Genomic DNA, 16,917 nt, shown 5'->3' with positions numbered 1-16,917 from the left:
GAGTTCGGGCGGCCGGGGAGATCTTCCGAAAACTCGCGGAACGCGACGGCGCCGGGCCCGGCCGCCGCGCCACGTCCCGGCCACCACCCGGGCGTGGGGGGGGGGGGCCGCCCCCGCCCCCCCCCCCCCCCCCCCCCCCCCCCCCCCCCCCCCAGCTGTCTCGGGTGATCGAACAGGAGGGAGTCCCATCCGGCCCGTTGGCCCGTGTGCTCGAGCCGGGAGCGCGGCAACCCTGACTCCGTCCTGTGGCCGGCACCCGCACATCTCACCCGCCGGGTTCGCCGGCCGGGGTGAACGGAGTCATCGCGTCTGCGATATCGAACTCAATCGCCTACCTCGTATTTCACAGAAACACGGGGAGCGTCGTAGACCAGGGAGTACCGCCAGAACAGGCGGCGCCGGACCCGGGCACCGGGCAGTTCCCGCAGTGCAGCCGCCCGGATCTCGGCCAAAGTCTCCTGGGCATCAGCGGCGGGAGCCCGCATATGCGGCGGTGGCTCGGCAGCGCGCGCCGGATGCGCGAGCATCCCGATGATGGGATTCGCGATAACGGAAGGTATAGCGGTGAGCAGGTCGAGCAGCCCGGACTGGCGGTAGCAGCCGACGATCACGAGTCGCCCGCCGGGGGCCAGGCAGTCACGCACCGCACGCAAAGTCGGCACCAGAGGCAGGTGGTGCAGGACGGCGACGAGGGTGACAGCGTCCCAGTACCGTTCGCGGTCATGCTCGGCGAAGTCGGCTTCGACGATGTTCACCGCGGGGTCTCCGGCGAAACGCTCCGCCGCAGCGCGGGCTGTCGCGGGATCGCGTTCGAGCCCGGTGACCTCGGCGACCCGGCCGCGGAGCCCGGCGATGAGATTGCCCGTACCGCACCCGATATCGAGTACGTCACGAGCCCCGGAAGCCGTCACTCGGCGGACGACCCAACGACCGAAGTGGTCGTTGTGGCTCCACGGATGTCGCTGGTTGAACCTCTCGAGTCGAGACAGCACCACCGCATTTTTCCGAACGCGGCAGTAGGTGTCCACCACGGCCTGTTCAGTCGAGTGATACGCCGGGGTCCTCGATTCGGGTACCCGCGTCACTCGCCTCCCACTCCGCCTTGACCACCGCGTACGCCACCGAGTGACCGTAGCCGCGGCGGGCCAGCATCCCGACCAGCCGCCGGATCGCTTTCTCCCGGTCCAGGCCCGCGGGCAGGGTGCGGAGTTTGCGGCGCACCAGCTCGGTCGCTCGCTCGGTCTCGTCGTCGGCCGTGACATCCTCGAGCGCGGCCGCGGCTGCCTCCCGCGCAACGCCCTTGCGCCGCAACTCCTGCGCGAGCGCCTGCCGCCCCTTCCCGGAGAACCGGTGCCGCTGCTGTACCCACTGCCGCGCGAATTCGGCATCATCCACCAGCCCGACCTCGGCCAGACGGTCGAGGACCTGCTCGGTCACCTCGGTCGCGAAGCCCTTGGCAGATAAGCGTTGCCCGAGTTCGGCACGACTGCGGGCCCGCACCGCGAGCAACCGCAGGCACGCCTCCTTCGCCTGTTCTACCGATCCGCCCGGGCTCCGGTCAGCGGAACCGCCGGCTCCTGATCGCTGTCCGGTCTCGCTGGGGCCGGTCGGACGAGTCCGCTGCGGATCGGACTCGTCCGACCGGGGTTCCCGGCCGGAGCCGGTAGACCGCCCGCCGGCCGACAGAATCTCGTCCAACCGGCGACGCACCTCCGCCACCGGATCGGATACATCCGGGGCGCCGGGCGCGGAGCGCTGATTCACCGGATCAGAAATCGGCCGGGGTCTCCTCCGTGGCCGTCACATCCGCGCCGATCCCGAGCTTTTCCTTGATCTTCTTCTCGACCTCGTCGCGGATATCGGTGTTGTCCAGCAGGAATTTCCGGGCGTTCTCCTTACCCTGCCCGAGCTGATCGCCCTCGTAGGTGTACCAGGAACCGGATTTACGAATGAACCCGTGCTCCACACCCATATCGATCAGCGACCCCTCCTTCGAAATTCCGTGACCATACAGAATATCGAATTCGGCCTGCTTGAACGGCGGGCTGACCTTGTTCTTCACCACTTTCACCCGGGTGCGGTTACCCACCGCGTCACTACCGTCCTTCAGCGTTTCGATACGTCGCACATCGAGACGCACCGATGCGTAGAACTTCAACGCCTTTCCGCCCGTGGTGGTTTCGGGAGAACCGAACATCACGCCGATCTTTTCGCGGAGCTGGTTGATGAAGATCGCGGTGGTGCCGGAATTGTTCAGGGCACTGGTCATCTTGCGGAGGGCCTGGCTCATCAGGCGGGCCTGCAGACCGACATGACTGTCGCCCATTTCGCCCTCGATTTCGGCGCGGGGTACCAGTGCGGCCACCGAGTCGATGACGATGATGTCGATGGCGCCGGAGCGGACCAGCATATCGGCGATTTCCAGGGCCTGTTCGCCGGTATCCGGCTGGGAAACCAGCAGGGCATCGGTATCGACACCGAGTTTGGCGGCGTAATCGGGATCGAGGGCGTGTTCGGCGTCGATGAAGGCGGCGACACCCCCGGCCGCCTGCGCGTTCGCGACCGCGTGCAACGCAACGGTCGTCTTACCGGAGGATTCCGGGCCGTAGATCTCCACCACCCGGCCGCGCGGGAGGCCACCGATACCCAGCGCGACATCCAGCGCGATGGAACCGGTCGGAATAACCGAGACGGGCTGGCGGGCCTCTTCACCGAGGCGCATCACCGCCCCCTTGCCGAAACTCTTCTCGACCTGCGCGAGCGCGAGTTCGAGCGCTTTGTCGCGGTCGTAGGGCTGTGGCGCCATCGTGACTCCCCTTTTCACCGGGTGGTAGGTAGGTGGTGTGGTTGGCGCCCACAGTAGAGGGCGGCACCGACAAGTTCCGCGCCTCAGCCTAGACGAACAGGTGTTCGAGTCAAGCTGCGCCTCCGCGCGTCGCCGGTAACCACCCGCACCGGTCTACCACTGCGGAAGCGGCGTCGTATCCCCTTCCGGTCGCGGGCCGTGGATCCGCCGTTGCCCGGCAGCGATCGGTACATCGTTGATACTCGCCTCGCGGCGCGACATCAGCCCCTCCGGCGTGAACTCCCACTGTTCGTTGCCGTAACTGCGCCACCACTGTCCGGTGTCGTCGTGCCATTCGTACTGGAACCGCACGGCGATACGGTCCCCCGACCAGGCCCACAGCTCCTTGCGCAGGGCGTAACCGTTCTCCTTCGCCCATTTCCTCGTGAGGAAGTCGACGACAGCGGCACGGCCGGTGAAATACTCGTCGCGGTTACGCCACACCGTATCGACGGTATAGGCGGCGGCGACCCGCTCCGGGTCGCGGGTGTTCCAGGCGTTCTCGGCCGCTCGCACCTTGGCTGCGGCGGTCGCGGCGTCGAACGGGGGCAGGGGCGGTCGCATCGTGCGACTCCTTTCACGGGTTGACGGGTGACAGTTCCGGCGGGCTCCAGCGCAGCGGGCCGGCCGGGTGTTCGACCACGGCATGCACGGTGAATTCGACCCCGGCGGGCGCCGCCACGCCCGGCCGGTCCGGCCACACGATGCCGGTTGTTCCGGTGAGCTGGAGCATGCCCCCGGTGGCCCAGTCCGGAATCAGCAGACCGCAGCGGGGCTCGCGCGCGAGATTGCCGAGTGTCATGAACATCGAGTTGCCGCGGTATTCCGGCCAGTACAACCGGGTGGGTGAACGGACCTCCAGGAAACCGGGATTTCCCCCGCGATGGGAGGCATCGGCCCGGCCTGCCTCGTCCGCACTGCCGACGAAGAAGGCGTCGGCCGCGCCGACGGCGGCGCGCTGGCGTGGATCGAGCTCGGTGCCGCGACGGATTCCGGAATCCGAGTGTGTTCCGCCGACCGTGGCAACGATGTGCCGCCGCGAGATGTATTTCGGACAGTTCGAATAGACCTGGTCGACAGTAATTCGCAGGCGATCACCGACGTGCCGCGCCGTGCCGTTGGCCCGCATCCGCCTGCGGCGATCCGGCTGGATCGCGATGAGCCCGATGCGCCACGACTCGGGCCGCGATGCCAGCGGGTCACCCTCCCCCGGAATCGACCCGAGCTCTATCGTCCGGTTGTCGAGCACCCGGACGAAACCCGGTGGTCCGGTGAGCCGGGTGACCCACGGCCGGCCCGCCCGATCCGGCCCGGCGATCACCACCATCGGCTGTTCGGCCAGGAACCGGGCGGCGGCCTCCGGAACGGTTGCGTGGACGGTCCGCCCGACCTTCTCGGCGATACCTTCCTGCCCCGCCCGGCGCTGTACCGCCAGCTCGCCCGGATGGAAGATGCTCATACGACAGCGCTCCACACAGTTTCAGAAGAACCCGCAGGTCGGCGCCGCGCCGCCGGGGGCGGGTGCGGATTCGGCGCCGCCCGGAGCGTAGACCTGCCGTCGGGGTCGGCGAAGAAGATTCCGCCGGAGGCCATACCTTCGCCGTGGGCGACCACACCGTCGTACAGGAAAGTGACCGCATGCGCGTCGAGCGCCGCCTCCACCTCGCGTACCCGGTCGATGGAGGGCACCTGGAACGACAGATGGTGCAAGCCGGGGCGGTCCACCGGGAACCGTCCCGCGCTCTGTTGCCACAGGGTGAGGACGAGCACTCCGTCCGCACCGAGGAACGCCCACTTCCGGTCACCTTCGGCACCGGTGGCGAGTTGTTCGAAGCCGAGGATGTCCCGATAGAAGGCCACCGAGCGATCCAGTTCGGCGACGTTCAATCCGATATGCCCGGTAACGAGCCCCGGTCCGGCAGTTGCGTTCATACGACATCCTCCTGTTTTAACCGTTCAAATTGTTTTAACGGTTAAAACCTAAGGCAGCGACGCATCCCACGTCAACCGTTGAAACCTAAATAGATGGTTACTATGGTGGTGGACACCGAACCCGAGACAAGGAGACCGTTACCCTCAGGCATGCTCGATCCACGCCCCCACCTCGGTGAACCGCCGGCTCTGGACTTGCTGAACACGCGGTGGATGGACCACGGCCCCCGCGACCTGCTGACGGATGTATCCGGTTTGGCGATCTGGCTGGACTCGGCCGGCCTCTCCGGCGCGGCGCCCGCGAACGAGCGAACGCTCGACGCCGTACTGACCGCCCGCACGGCCATCTACGACGCGGTCGTCCACGGATCACGCGACGCCCTCAACGACGTGCTCGACCGTGGACGGATCCGCCGGCACCTCACCGAGGACGGCCCGGCGGATACCCCCGAGGTCGATCCCGCCTGGCTACCGGGGTGGCTGGCCGCGGACAATCTGCTGACGCTGCTCGGCGAAGCACCCGCCCGCATCCGCCGCTGCGCCCATCCCGACTGCGTCCTGTTCTTCTACGACACGTCCAAGAACGGCACCCGCCGGTGGCATTCCATGACTACCTGCGGCAACCGCGCGAAAGCGGCGCGGCACCACGCCCGCCGGACGTGACCGCCCCACGGGGTAATTCGTTCACCATCGGGTGCGTGGGACATCGAATTCGGCGCACAGCGCGCGCCAGACCTCACGCGGGTCCACCCCGGCTTCGATGGCGGCGGCCCCCGTCCGGCTGCCCAGCGCGAGAATGACGTGATCGCTGAGCAGGGTATCGCCCCGGGCCTCGCCGAATTCGGTGTGCAAGAGTTCCTGGAATTCCGTCAACCGCACCGGGCACAAGATACTCGCCCTCGTGCGGGCCGGCGCGACCCGGTCAGTGCGCCCGCACCGAGTCGAGAACCCGATGGCATACCCGCACCGGATCGGCCAGCCCGGCGAGTCCCGCGGCCGCGCTGCGGGCCGCCACCGTGAAATCCGGTTCCGCCAGCACGCGCAGGACCGCATCGCGGATCGCCTCCGGGGTGAGCGGCCGGACCAGCAGCGACGAGCCCTGGCGGACCGCGCGATTGGCGAGTTCCCACTGGTCACCACCGCCGGGTACGGTCACCACGGGCACACCGGCCGACAGCGATTTCGCGAGCAGTCCGTGCCCGCCGCCACCGACCACCACGGCCGCATGACGCAGGAGTTCGTCCTGCCGGCCGAGACCCGCGGTGGCCCATTCCGGCAGCGGGTGCGGTGGTTCGTCGAGCATCGAAACAGCCACGCGGACACCTGCTCCGTCCAGCGCGGCCAGGACGGTCTCCGCCATCCCCGCGACTCCGGTGTGGGCGGTAGAGGGAGCCACGACCACCAGCGGATCGTCGCCGGGTGGCAACTCCAGGCGCCGATCGGTCGGTTCCCACAGCAGGGGCCCGATCAGTTCGGCCTCCTCCGGCCAGTCCGGCCGGGGCACCTCCAGTGCGGGCAGTGTCGCGACGAGGCGGGCAGCCGGCCCCGGGTCGGTCGCGGGCAAACCCACCCCGGCCCTGGCCAATTCACGTTGCCGGGTACCGGTGCGCAAGGCCCGGGCGGTGAACATCCGCAGCACCGCGTCCCGCGCCCGGCCCCGCACTCCGGTACCCGGCGCGAGACCGCTTCCGATGGGCGGCAACCCTTGCGACGGGAGGTACAGCGGATGCGGAGACAATTCCACCCAGGGCACCCGCAGTCGTTCGGCGGCCATACCGCCGCCCGCCGTGAGCACATCCGAGACCACCAATTCGGGCAGCATGGCACCGAGTTCGGGCAAGATCTCGGTGGAGATATAGGCCGCGCGTTGATGAATCCGCGCGCCGGCATCGGCATCGTCATCGATCGCGCGGGGCGCCAACCCCTTCAGGCGGCGCACGCCGATCCCGGCCGCCCGCGCGGCGTCGAACCAGCGGGGACCGGTGAACAGGACGGGATCATCACCCGCCTCCAAGAAACGGACGCACAACGCGATAGCGGGAAACGCATGACCCGGGTCGGGACCGGCGACAACAGCTACTCGCATCCGGTGAGTTTAGGGCGCCGCGCCGCATAGGGGGGCGCTGGGTTGTGTTTTCGGGTCAGCCGGTGAAGGTGAACAGTTCGAAGCCGACCGCGCGGGTGGCGGCGAAGCCGGCGATCGGGGCGGTGGTCATGGCCACGACGGCCCGCGCCTGGTCGGCAACCGGTTCCCGCGGGTTCAGGATCTCGAGGTAGCGGCGATGTGCGGCCAGGGACGCCTCGGCTGTGTCGATAGTGGCGGTGACGTCCACGGCGTGGGTGGCCCCGCTGGGAACCGCGACGGCTGCCCAGCGCGCGGTCCACGGCGGCAGATCCGCGAGCTCCGGGAAAATCCACTCGTTGCCGGCATCGGATACCGCGTCCAGACCGGCCCGGCCCACCGCCCGGTGATCGGGGGTGTTGACGATACCGGGCGCCCAGGTGTGCCCGAAATGCCCCAGTACCACCAGATCCGGGCGGTGCCGGCGGATGGCGCCCGCCAGGTCTTGCCGCAGCGCCGGGGTTTCCTCGATCCGGCCGTCCGGATAGCCGAGGAACTCGACGTCGTGCACGCCGACCACCGCCGCCGACGCCCGTTCCTCGGCTTCTCGCAGGGGACCTGCTTCGGCGGGTGGCATACCGGCGATACCGGCCTCACCGGAGGTCACCAGGAGATAGCGGACCTCTTTGCCGGCGCTCGTCCACCGGGCGACAGCCGCGGCGACCCCGTACTCGATATCGTCGGGGTGGGCGACGATCACCAGTGCGCGCTGCCAGTCGTCCGGAAGATGCGGCATGGTCGTCATCTGTCCATCGTGGCGGTCCGGCCGGGAATGCGAAAGGCCGGATGTCCCCCGTGTCGGAGGAGCATCCGGCCGGTGACGCGACGGCCGATCAGACCTTGGTGACCGTATTGTCGTCCGATCCCGAGATCGCCTTGTAGAGCAGGTACAGCCCGAATACCACCGCGCTGACCACCAGGATCGGGAACAGCCCCTTGATCAGGGCACCGATCACCGCCAGCGCGATCCAGACGACGGCCACCACGCCGATGATCTTCCACAGCATTTTGCCTCCCAGCGGTTGTCTCCTCCTTCGAGCATGGCACTGCGGGTCTGGGAAATCACCAGGTGAGAAGCAATATCGGGGGAAGATCAGGGTTGACCCTGAGGGAGTTACGGGCGCACGCGGCGCGGCGCCGGCTCGGCGACGGGCGAAGGCCGCGGCACACCGGGCGCGGCCGGCGGGAGCAAGGTTTCGGGGGGCCGGTCGGCGAGTTCGGTGAGTGCCTGTGCCCAACCGTCCATCCGGTCGGCGGCGTGGCGGAGGTCGGCGACGATACCGTCGAATTCGTAGCGCAGAGCGCCTTTTTCGTCCACGGCCAGCACGCGGGTGGCCGCGGCGACGACCTGCTCGTATTCGGCGACACCGGTGTCGAGCCGGGACACGATCGAGCGCAGGGTCTCGTTCAGCCGGTGCACATCGGCGGCGTCGGTGAGTTCGGCCGCACCGCCACGCAGGGCGCGCACGGCACCTTCCATGGTGGCGATATCGGTGGCGAGCGCCGTGAGGGCGGCGGCACCGGAGGCAGCGGTCGATATCAGATCGTCGAGTTCGCCCGTGGGCAACCGGCGCGACCGGGCGATCTGACCGGCCACATCGTGCAGGGCACGTTCGGCCCGGGCGAGCCGGGCCATGGCCGGGCGCGCGACGGAACGGGCGGGGGGCAGTTTCCGCGGAACGTAACCGGGCGGCGGCAGCGGATTACGCCGTAACTGCAGGTAGCGGCGGGTACTCAGCGCCGCCCCGGTGACCAGTGCGACGGCTCCACCACCCAGCACGACCACCGCCCAGGCAGGGGCCGACAAGATGACCAGGCCCACCGCACCGGCGGTGGTGAGCCCGGAGGCGGTTCCGAGACTTATGCTGCGCCGCCGGGCCCGGCGGCGGCGGCGTAGTTCGCGCTCACGCGGGTCCGCCCAGCGGCGGACCGCGACCAGCGCGTTCTCCCCGGCCGAGCGGAGGGTGCCGGTGACATAGGCGGCCTGTGGCGGGAGTTCCGGCCAGGCGCGGTCCAGGTCGGGGTACCCGGCGGGGAACCGGGGTCGATCAGGCTTCATGCGCTGTCCTCGCCGAACTCTCTCGATCCGCTACTGCTGAGCGGTCTGGCCTTTGTTCATCTGCGGTTGCGGCTGGGCCGGCTCGGTGGCGGATGCGCCCGGGTCGATCGCGGCGTTGGTGTTTCCGGCGGGCAGCGCATCGCCACGCATGGAGGCCCGGATCTGCTCGAGCCGGCTGTGTCCGGCCATCTGGATGCTGGCCTGCTGGACCTCCATCATCCGGCCCTGAACAGTGTTCTGGGCAAGTTCGGCCGAGCCGAGCGCGGTGGCGTAGCGGCGTTCGATCTTGTCCCGCACCGCGTCGAGGCTGGGCACGCTCCCGGGCGCGGACAGGGTGCTGTCCATCTGCTGCAGGGAGGCGCTGACCTGCTCCTGCATTTTGGCCTGTTCGAGCTGGCTGAGCAGTTTGGTGCGCTCGGCGACCTTCTGCTGCAGCAGCATGGCGTTCTGTTCGACCGCCTTCTTGGCCTGCGCGGCGGCCTGCAGCGACTGGTCGTGCAGAACCTTGAGGTCCTCGACCGACTGTTCCGCGGTCACCAGCTGCGCGGCGAAAGCCTCGGCGGCATTGGTGTACTGGATCGCCTTCTCGGTATCGCCGGCGGTGGTGGCCTGGTCGGCGAGCACGACCGCCTGCCGGGCATTGGCGTTGAGCTTCTCCACCTCGTCGAGCTGGCGGTTCAGCTTCATCTCCAGCTGCCGCTGGTTCCCGATCACCGAGGCGGCCTGCTGCGACAGGGCCTGGTGCTGACGTTGCGCTTCTTCGATAGCCTGCTGAATCTGGACCTTCGGATCCGCGTGCTCCTCGATCTTGGAGTCGAAGAGGGCCATCAGATACTTCCAGGCCTTCGTGAACGGATTAGCCATCGGTTGATCCCGCCTCCATCTGTGTGCCGCCTGGGCGACTCGGAGTGCGCGACCGTCACGCACTCGATATGTGCCTATCCTCCACCATGCGGCGCCCGGTACCGGCCACCGAACAGCGCCGCGTCTCGCCACGGACGGCCCGCGCACGCCTAGTACGAATCTATCCGCTCCGGTGCACCCCGCGCATTGTCACGATCGGGTATACCTCGGCTATAACCGGTCAGGCCGCTTCGACCAGGACCAGCGGACCGTTCGTCGGTGCCGGGATGACAATCCGGGTATCGCCGTCGACCTGCGGCCGGGCGGCACCTGCCGACATCGACGCGCCGGCCGCCGCCGCAGCGGCGGGTTCGGTCGCGGCCGGTTCGGCAGCGGGTTCGGTGACGGCGGCCGGTTCGGTCGCGGCCGGCCGTGATGCTCCGGACACCGGCGCGTCCGCACCGGCGATGGTCGTGCTCACGTCCCACAGCACTCGGGCCAGCGGAACGTCGAGGGCATCGCAGATCGCCGCCAGCAGTTCGCTGGAGGCCTCCTTACGACCCCGTTCCACCTCGGACAGGTAGCCCAGGCTCACCCGGGCCGAGGTGGATACTTCGCGTAGGGTCCGGCTCTGGGCGAGGCGGGCACGCCGCAGACTGTCCCCGATCGCTTCTCGCAGCAGCGTCATCGAGTTCTCCTTCTCCCGGTAGGCGTCGCCCACGGCACGCTCGCGGTTCTCTCCTGGCACAACGTCGGAACCGGTCCCGGAGGTTCCCGGGCCGGATGCGGAATCGCTCACCGGGTGGGTGTCGCGCCCCGCACGCACCGCAGCAGTTCCTGTACCGCGGTGCGAGTCGCTGTGGACCTGATATTCCACCGGTCGCCGGTCAGTTTCAACCGCATCACCTCGGTATGCCCGGGTCCGGCGAGGCCGAGAAAGACAGTGCCGACCTCGATCCCGTCCTGCGGGTCGGGTCCCGCGACCCCGGTGAGCGCGAGCCCCCAGTCGGCGCCGCACCTGGTCCGGGCGCCGACCGCGAGCTGTTCGGCGGTGCTCGCGGCCACCGGGCCCTCGGTGGCCAGCACCTGTTCGGAAACCCCGGCCAGGTGCTGTTTGAGATCGGTCGCGTAGACCACCAGTCCGCCGCGCAGCACCGCGCTGGCTCCGGGCACCCCCGCGATCGTGGCGGCGACCAGGCCCGCGGTGAGCGATTCGGCGGTGGCGACGGTCCGGCCACCGGCGCGGAGGGCCGCGACCAGTTCGGCGGCGGCGGTGCCCGCGGTGAGCGGGTCGGCGGAGCCGGCGGTCATCGGCGGCTGCGGTGCGGTCCGGCCAACCAGAGGCGTGCGGCCTGACCAACATAGTCCAGTCCGGTCGCCACCGTCAGCACCAACGCGATCCACATCAGCGCCATTCCCGCGGTCGCGAACCCGCCGGAGAGTGGAAGCAGGAGCACACCGATCGCCAGGGACTGGACGAGTGTTTTGAGTTTCCCGCCGCGGCCGGCCGGGATGACACCGCGCCGGACCACCGCCAGCCGCAGCAGGGTCACCCCGATCTCGCGGGCACAGATGACGACGGTCATCCACCACGCCAGATCGCCCAGCAGGGAGAGCCCGATCAGGGCGGATCCGATGAGGGCCTTGTCGGCGATGGGGTCGGCGAGTTTGCCGAAATCGGTGACGAGACCGTATTTACGCGCCAGCTGGCCGTCGAACCGATCGGTGATCGCGGCGAGCGCGAACAGCACGGTCGCGGTGATCCGCCAGCCGGTCTCGTGCCCGCCGCCCGCGAACAGGGCCAGCACGAACAACGGGACCAGCGCGATCCGCGCCATGGTGAGAATATTGGCGATGTTCAGCAGTGGGACCGCTGATTCTGCGGGGGCCGGGGCGAGCCCACCGCGCATCGGCGCAGGGGCAGGCCGTGGTCCCAGCTCCATCTCCTCGGGGTGCACGGTCATAGCCGCCTCTGCGCGGTCGCGCACAAGCGCCGCTGCGCTGCCGCATCGGACGGGAACTGTGCTGCCGGGTAGCACCGGCTCCGCACCGCCGCGCCGAGACGGGCGCGCGGAGTCGAGCGGGCGGGCGGGGTCTGCAGCACACAATCAGACTATCGGTACCGCCGCCGACTACTGTGCACCCCATGACCTCACGGGGACCCCTGGGCAGCGCGACCGGCGACGCGCCCGGTACGCAGACCGCCTCGATACGGGTACGTCGTGCCCGCGCCTCCGATGTCCCGGCGATCAAGACACTGGTCGATGTGTACGCGGGCCGGATCCTGCTGGAGAAGAACCTCGTCAACCTCTACGAATCGGTCCAGGAGTTCTGGGTCGCCGAACTCGGTGACCGCGTGGTGGGCTGCGGCGCCTTGCACGTGTTGTGGGCGGATCTCGGTGAGGTGCGCACGGTCGCGGTGATGCCCGAGGTGAAGGGCCACGGCGTGGGCAAACTCATCGTGGAACGGCTCGTCGAAGTGGCCCGGGAGCTGGAATTGAGCCGGTTGTTCGTGCTCACCTTCGAGGTCGAGTTCTTCGCCCGGCACGGTTTCGCCGAGATCGACGGCACCCCGGTGACCGCGGAGGTCTATGCCGAAATGTGCCGGTCCTACGACACCGGTGTGGCGGAGTTCCTGGACCTCAGTTATGTGAAACCGAACACTCTCGGCAATACCCGGATGCTGCTGACGCTCTGAGCACATGGGGCCATAGCCTGAAGCCCGGCACCGTCCGAACGGGTAGCCGCAGGGGCGCGGAGCCCGGCACCGTCCGAACTGGTGGGTGCGCAACGTGGAGCCCGGCACTGTCCGAGCGAGACTACGCAGGTGTCGCCCGGAGCGGTCTCCGCGGCGAGAGCCGGCGGCCACTGTGGCGGGCGCTTGCGCACTAAAGTCGTGCCGTGCCGATATTCGCCGTCCATTACACCTATTCCGACGCCACGATCGCCGATCGTGACACCCATCGCCCCCGCCACCGGGCCTGGCTCGCCGACCGGCTCGCGGCGGGTTCGCTGCTCAGCAGTGGGCCGTACCCGGACGGTTCCGGGGCGCTGCTGCTGTTCCGGGCGACGGACGCCGGAACCCTCGCCGAACTGCTGGCACAGGATCCGTTCGCCCAGGAGAAACTGATCGATGCCGTGCGGGCCGTCGAATGGCAGCCCGTATTCGGCGTGTTCGCCGACTGAACGATCGCAGCCCGCCGGCCGGCCGATCGGTAGCCGGTAGCTCCTCTCACCGGTTCCGCGTCTCCCGGCCGCCCGCGTCCCGCGGCGGACAGCACCGGGAGTACGCGGCCGGCCGGCGCGCGGGTCAGTCCCTGGGTTCCGAAGCCGATTCGGGCCGGGCGCGGCCCCGGGTTTTCAGAAGGCTGGCCACGGTCGCGATGACGAGAATTCCGAGGATCACCGATAGGGACAGCCCCGTGGAGATCTCCGGCACGCTCACATGCTCGCCACCGTTGATGAACCACAGAGTGTTCTCGTGCAGGGCATGGAGCACCAGCTTGACGCCGATGAACGCCAGGATCGCGGACAGCCCGTAGGACAGATAGACGAGCCGGTCGAGCAGGCCGCCGATCAGGAAGTACAGCTGCCGCAGCCCCATCAGTGCGAAAGCATTGGCGGTGAACACAATGTAGGGCTCTTCGGTGAGACCGTAGATCGCCGGGATGGAATCGAGGGCGAACAGCAGGTCGGCGAACCCGATCGCCAGCAGCGCCAGCAGCATCGGAGTGATCACGCGGCGGCCGTCGATGCGAGTGATCAGTTTGTCGCCGTCGTAGGTGTCGGTGGTCGGCAGAAACCGTTTGGTCAACGCAACGATGCGACTGTCGCGTTTCTGTTCTTCCTCGACCTCGTGTCCACTCTCCCGCAGCAGTTTGACCGCGGTGTAGACCAGGAACAGGCCGAACAGGTAGAAGACCCAGCTGAAAGCGCTGATGGCCGCGGCGCCGACCGCGATGAACACGCCACGCATCACCAGGGCGACCACGATGCCGATCAGCAGCACCTTCTGCTGGTATATCCGCGGCACCGCGAAGGTGGACATGATGATCAGGAAGATGAACAGGTTGTCCACCGAGAGCGCTTTCTCGGTGACGAAACCGGCGTAGTACTCGCCGGCGAAGGTGCCGCCCCATTTCCAGGCGACGATACCGCCGAAGGCGAGCGCCAGGCCGATGTAGACCGCCGACCAGAAGCCGGATTCCCGGAAGGTCGGTTCGTGCGGGGTGCGCACGTGGGCGAAGAAGTCGAAGACGAACAGGCCGAGGATCACCAGGATGGTGATCACCCAGACGAGAGCGGTTACCTGCATACGGCGATCCGTTCAGCGGTGCGAGTCATGACACCCATCATGCCCGATATGCCCGATTCGGTCGGCTTGCGGGGTGGTTGCCGGTCATCCTCTCACAGCAGGTACCGGGCACCGCGGATCATTCGTCGTCCGGTTCGGCGGATTCGTCCCCGCCCCCGCGGATCGACCAGAGCAAACCATCCAGCTCATCGGGTTTCACCAGCACATCGCGGGCCTTGGAGCCTTCACTCGGCCCCACCACGCCCCGGGTCTCCATCAGATCCATCAACCGGCCGGCCTTGGCGAACCCGACCCGCAGTTTGCGCTGCAGCATGGAGGTGGAACCGAACTGGGAGGTGACCACGAGCTCCACGGCCTGCAGGAACACGTCGAGATCCTCGCCGATATCCGGATCGACATCCTTCTTCTCCCCCGCCTTGGCGGCGGTCACTCCGTCGGTGTACTCGGGTTCGGCCTGGTTCTTGGTGAACTCGACGACGCCGTGGATTTCCTCGTCGCTGATGAAAGCGCCCTGCAGGCGCGTCGGTTTACCGGCACCCATGGGCAGGAACAGGCCGTCGCCCATACCGATGAGCTTCTCGGCGCCCGGTTGGTCCAGGATGACCCGCGAATCCGTCAGCGAGGAGGTCGCGAAGGCCAGCCGCGAGGGAACATTCGTCTTGATCAGACCGGTCACCACGTCCACCGACGGCCGCTGAGTCGCCAGGACCAGATGGATCCCGGCGGCCCGCGCCTTCTGCGTGATCCGCACGATGGCGTCCTCCACATCACGCGGGGCGGTCATCATGAGGTCGGCGAGTTCGTCGACGATGGCCAGGATGTACGGGTAGGGCCGGTAGACGCGTTCACTGCCCAGCGGTGCGGTGATGGCGCCGGATTTCACCTTCCGGTTGAAATCGTCGATATGGCGGACCTTGCTGGCCTGCATGTCCTGATACCGCTGCTCCATCTCCTCCACCAGCCAGGCCAACGCCGCGGCGGCCTTCTTCGGCTGGGTGATGATGGGCGTGATCAGATGCGGGATGCCCTCGTAGGGGGTCAGTTCCACCATCTTCGGGTCGATCAGAATCATCCGGACCTCGTCCGGGGTGGCCCGCTGCAGCAGCGATACCAGCATCGAATTGACGAAACTCGACTTACCGGAACCGGTGGAACCGGCCACCAGCAGATGCGGCATCTTGGCCAGGTTCGCCGCGAGGAACTCGCCCTCGATGTTCTTGCCCAGGCCGATCACCAGCGGATGGTGGTCGTTACGGGTGGACGGCGCCTTCAGCACATCGGCCAGGCGCACCAGCTCGCGGTCGGCATTGGGGACCTCGATACCCACCGCGGACTTTCCCGGAATGGGTGCGAGCAGGCGCACATTCTCGGTGGCCACGGCATAGGCGATATTGCGGGTCAGCGCGGTGATCTTCTCGACCTTCACGCCGGGGCCGAGCTCCACCTCGTACCGGGTGACCGTCGGGCCCCGGACGAACCCGGTCACCGCCGCATCGATCTTGAACTGCACCAGTACCTCGGTGATCGCCTCGATCATCGATTCGTTGGCGGCGCTGCGCCGGCGCGGCGGATCGCCGTCGACCAGGAGATTCATCGGCGGCAGCGTGTAATCGCCCTCGGCGACCCGGTCGGCGACGAATTCCGGTTCCGGTGGAGGCGGTGCCGGAGTCTGATCGACCGGTGCGGGGGCGGCGGGTGTGCGTTTCTTCCGCGCGGCCGGCCGTTCGCCGTCGGCGGGGGCGATCGGTTTGGCATCGCGTAACGGTGGCTCGCCCGGATCCGCCATGGGTCCGATGAATTCGTCGGACGGGTAGCCGGCCTCGGGCGTGCGGCCGCGGCGGCGCGATCGGCCCGCCGGAGCCGTGGCCTCGTAGTCGTCGACCGGGTCGAAACCGTCGCGGTAATCCTCCTGTGGGATGGGGGCCCCGAAGAATTCCCGCAACCGCTGCGGGGCTTCCCGGACCGTCGTCCCGGTCACCAGGAGCACGCCGAACACCATGGCCAGCAGCAGAATCGGCACCGACAGCCAGGCCGTGAGCCCATCGGTCAGCGGACCGCCGATCACGAAGCCGGCGAAACCCGCGGCCTCGGCGCGCCCGGCCGCGTCGGCCGGGCCGCCGTCGGCGATATGCCAGAGCCCCAGGAAAGGCAGTCCGATCAGCAACCCGCCCAGTACCAGGCGGGGCCGGATATCGGGTCGCGGTTCGGTGCGCATGAGCACGACCGCGATACCGGAGGCCACGAACGGGAGCACCGAGGAGGCCGAACCGGTCACCGCACGGATGAGGCCCTCCACCCAATGCCCGATCGGGCCGCCGGCCGACAGCCAGACCGCGGCCGCGATCACGGCGCTCACCGCGATCAGCCCGAGCGCGACGCCGTCGCGGCGGTGTCCGTGTTCGATCTCCCCCGCACGGCTGATCGCCCGCGTGGTGGCACCGACGCCGCGGGCCGCCATGGTCCAGCCGCCGCTCACCAGCCGGCCGAAGACGGCCAGCGGCGCGGTGTCCGAGCGGCGCGGTGCCGCGGGGCGGCGAGCGGTGCGCCGGGCGCGGGGCGCGGGCGCCTTGCGCGCGGCGCCCTGCCGGGTGGTCTTACGCGCCGGGCCCTGGGCCCGCGTGGCGCCGTCCGATTGCCGCGACGTACCCGAACGAGAACGGGCCGCGGTGGTCCGCCCCCGAGCCGATCCCGCCCGCGCACCCGGTGTGGTTGTGCGGGACTTACCTGCCATGAGCTCAGGCTAGCCGCAACAACCCCATCCGGACCATCCGCAACACTGGTACCGCCCGGTGCGGTGCGCC

Annotated in this window: 19 protein-coding genes and 1 pseudogene; 3 read left to right on the top strand and 17 right to left on the bottom strand. The window is 68.6% G+C overall.

Annotated elements, in window-relative coordinates:
• Positions 1-323: 323 nt before the first annotated feature.
• From ACIA75_RS21780 to ACIA75_RS21755, 6 genes and pseudogenes are all read right to left on the bottom strand, one after another.
• Positions 324-992, bottom strand: coding sequence for a class I SAM-dependent methyltransferase (locus ACIA75_RS21780; protein WP_397106668.1), 669 nt, complete (start codon positions 990-992; stop codon positions 324-326).
• 46 nt (positions 993-1,038) lie between these two features.
• The gene (gene recX, locus ACIA75_RS21775; RefSeq protein WP_397106746.1) at positions 1,039-1,686 is read right to left on the bottom strand and encodes a recombination regulator RecX; all 648 of its coding nucleotides are present in this window, start codon (positions 1,684-1,686) and stop codon (positions 1,039-1,041) included.
• An 82-nt stretch (positions 1,687-1,768) separates the two neighbouring features.
• Positions 1,769-2,806, bottom strand: coding sequence for a recombinase RecA (recA, locus tag ACIA75_RS21770; protein ID WP_397106666.1), 1,038 nt, complete (start codon positions 2,804-2,806; stop codon positions 1,769-1,771).
• A 153-nt stretch (positions 2,807-2,959) separates the two neighbouring features.
• Positions 2,960-3,409: a nuclear transport factor 2 family protein gene (locus ACIA75_RS21765; RefSeq protein WP_397106664.1), complete on the bottom strand. Its 450-nt coding sequence runs from the start codon at positions 3,407-3,409 to the stop codon at positions 2,960-2,962.
• A gap of 13 nt (positions 3,410-3,422) precedes the next feature.
• Positions 3,423-4,304 (bottom strand): pyridoxamine 5'-phosphate oxidase family protein, encoded by an 882-nt coding sequence (locus ACIA75_RS21760; RefSeq protein WP_397106662.1) that lies wholly within the window; start codon positions 4,302-4,304, stop codon positions 3,423-3,425.
• A gap of 21 nt (positions 4,305-4,325) precedes the next feature.
• Positions 4,326-4,777 (bottom strand): annotated as a pseudogene (locus tag ACIA75_RS21755) (VOC family protein).
• 150 nt (positions 4,778-4,927) lie between these two features.
• Between ACIA75_RS21755 and ACIA75_RS21750 the strand changes: the two are divergent.
• The gene (locus tag ACIA75_RS21750; RefSeq protein WP_397106660.1) at positions 4,928-5,440 is read left to right on the top strand and encodes a CGNR zinc finger domain-containing protein; all 513 of its coding nucleotides are present in this window, start codon (positions 4,928-4,930) and stop codon (positions 5,438-5,440) included.
• A gap of 21 nt (positions 5,441-5,461) precedes the next feature.
• On the opposite strand, the gene ACIA75_RS21745 is transcribed toward ACIA75_RS21750, so the two are convergent.
• From ACIA75_RS21745 to pgsA, 9 genes are all read right to left on the bottom strand, one after another.
• A complete protein-coding gene (locus ACIA75_RS21745) occupies positions 5,462-5,656 on the bottom strand; it encodes a DUF3046 domain-containing protein (RefSeq protein WP_397106658.1) in 195 nt (64 codons plus the stop codon).
• A gap of 43 nt (positions 5,657-5,699) precedes the next feature.
• Entirely contained in the window at positions 5,700-6,863 is a 1,164-nt protein-coding gene (locus ACIA75_RS21740) for a glycosyltransferase (protein ID WP_397106656.1), read from the bottom strand.
• A gap of 55 nt (positions 6,864-6,918) precedes the next feature.
• On the bottom strand, positions 6,919-7,635 hold the full coding sequence (locus ACIA75_RS21735; RefSeq protein WP_397106744.1) for a PIG-L deacetylase family protein: 717 nt from the start codon (positions 7,633-7,635) through the stop codon (positions 6,919-6,921).
• Between the two features lie 97 nt (positions 7,636-7,732).
• A complete protein-coding gene (locus ACIA75_RS21730; RefSeq protein ID WP_397106654.1) occupies positions 7,733-7,906 on the bottom strand; it encodes a hypothetical protein in 174 nt (57 codons plus the stop codon).
• Between the two features lie 107 nt (positions 7,907-8,013).
• Positions 8,014-8,958 carry a hypothetical protein gene (locus tag ACIA75_RS21725; protein ID WP_397106652.1) on the bottom strand — a complete coding sequence of 315 codons (945 nt, stop codon included), beginning with the start codon at positions 8,956-8,958 and terminating at the stop codon, positions 8,014-8,016.
• Between the two features lie 30 nt (positions 8,959-8,988).
• Positions 8,989-9,822, bottom strand: a complete 834-nt coding sequence (locus ACIA75_RS21720) for a PspA/IM30 family protein (RefSeq protein WP_397106650.1) — start codon at positions 9,820-9,822, stop codon at positions 8,989-8,991.
• Positions 9,823-10,042: 220 nt separating this feature from the next.
• Positions 10,043-10,489, bottom strand: a complete 447-nt coding sequence (locus tag ACIA75_RS21715) for a helix-turn-helix domain-containing protein (RefSeq protein WP_397106742.1) — start codon at positions 10,487-10,489, stop codon at positions 10,043-10,045.
• 107 nt (positions 10,490-10,596) lie between these two features.
• On the bottom strand, positions 10,597-11,112 hold the full coding sequence (locus ACIA75_RS21710) for a CinA family protein (RefSeq protein WP_397106648.1): 516 nt from the start codon (positions 11,110-11,112) through the stop codon (positions 10,597-10,599).
• Complete coding sequence (pgsA, locus tag ACIA75_RS21705) at positions 11,109-11,765, bottom strand: CDP-diacylglycerol--glycerol-3-phosphate 3-phosphatidyltransferase (RefSeq protein ID WP_397106646.1); 657 nt, start codon at positions 11,763-11,765, stop codon at positions 11,109-11,111. Before pgsA ends, ACIA75_RS21710 begins: the two co-directional genes overlap by 4 nt.
• A gap of 182 nt (positions 11,766-11,947) precedes the next feature.
• Here pgsA and ACIA75_RS21700 point away from each other — a divergent pair, with 182 nt between their 5' ends.
• Together ACIA75_RS21700 and ACIA75_RS21695 are read left to right on the top strand one after the other, a co-directional pair.
• Positions 11,948-12,499 (top strand): amino-acid N-acetyltransferase, encoded by a 552-nt coding sequence (locus ACIA75_RS21700; RefSeq protein ID WP_397106644.1) that lies wholly within the window; start codon positions 11,948-11,950, stop codon positions 12,497-12,499.
• Positions 12,500-12,702: 203 nt separating this feature from the next.
• Entirely contained in the window at positions 12,703-12,987 is a 285-nt protein-coding gene (locus tag ACIA75_RS21695; RefSeq protein WP_397106642.1) for a YciI family protein, read from the top strand.
• Between the two features lie 124 nt (positions 12,988-13,111).
• Here ACIA75_RS21695 and ACIA75_RS21690 read toward each other — a convergent pair whose 3' ends face one another.
• Complete coding sequence (locus ACIA75_RS21690) at positions 13,112-14,116, bottom strand: TerC family protein (RefSeq protein ID WP_397106640.1); 1,005 nt, start codon at positions 14,114-14,116, stop codon at positions 13,112-13,114.
• 118 nt (positions 14,117-14,234) lie between these two features.
• On the bottom strand, positions 14,235-16,847 hold the full coding sequence (locus ACIA75_RS21685) for a DNA translocase FtsK (RefSeq protein ID WP_397106638.1): 2,613 nt from the start codon (positions 16,845-16,847) through the stop codon (positions 14,235-14,237).
• Positions 16,848-16,917 lie beyond the last annotated feature (70 nt).

Source organism: Nocardia sp. NPDC051750 (assembly GCF_044453135.1).
In the GTDB taxonomy this organism is placed as follows: Bacteria; Actinomycetota; Actinomycetes; order Mycobacteriales; family Mycobacteriaceae; genus Nocardia.
Note: the sequence above shows the minus strand (reverse complement) of the source record. Positions and strands in the feature narration are given on the sequence as shown.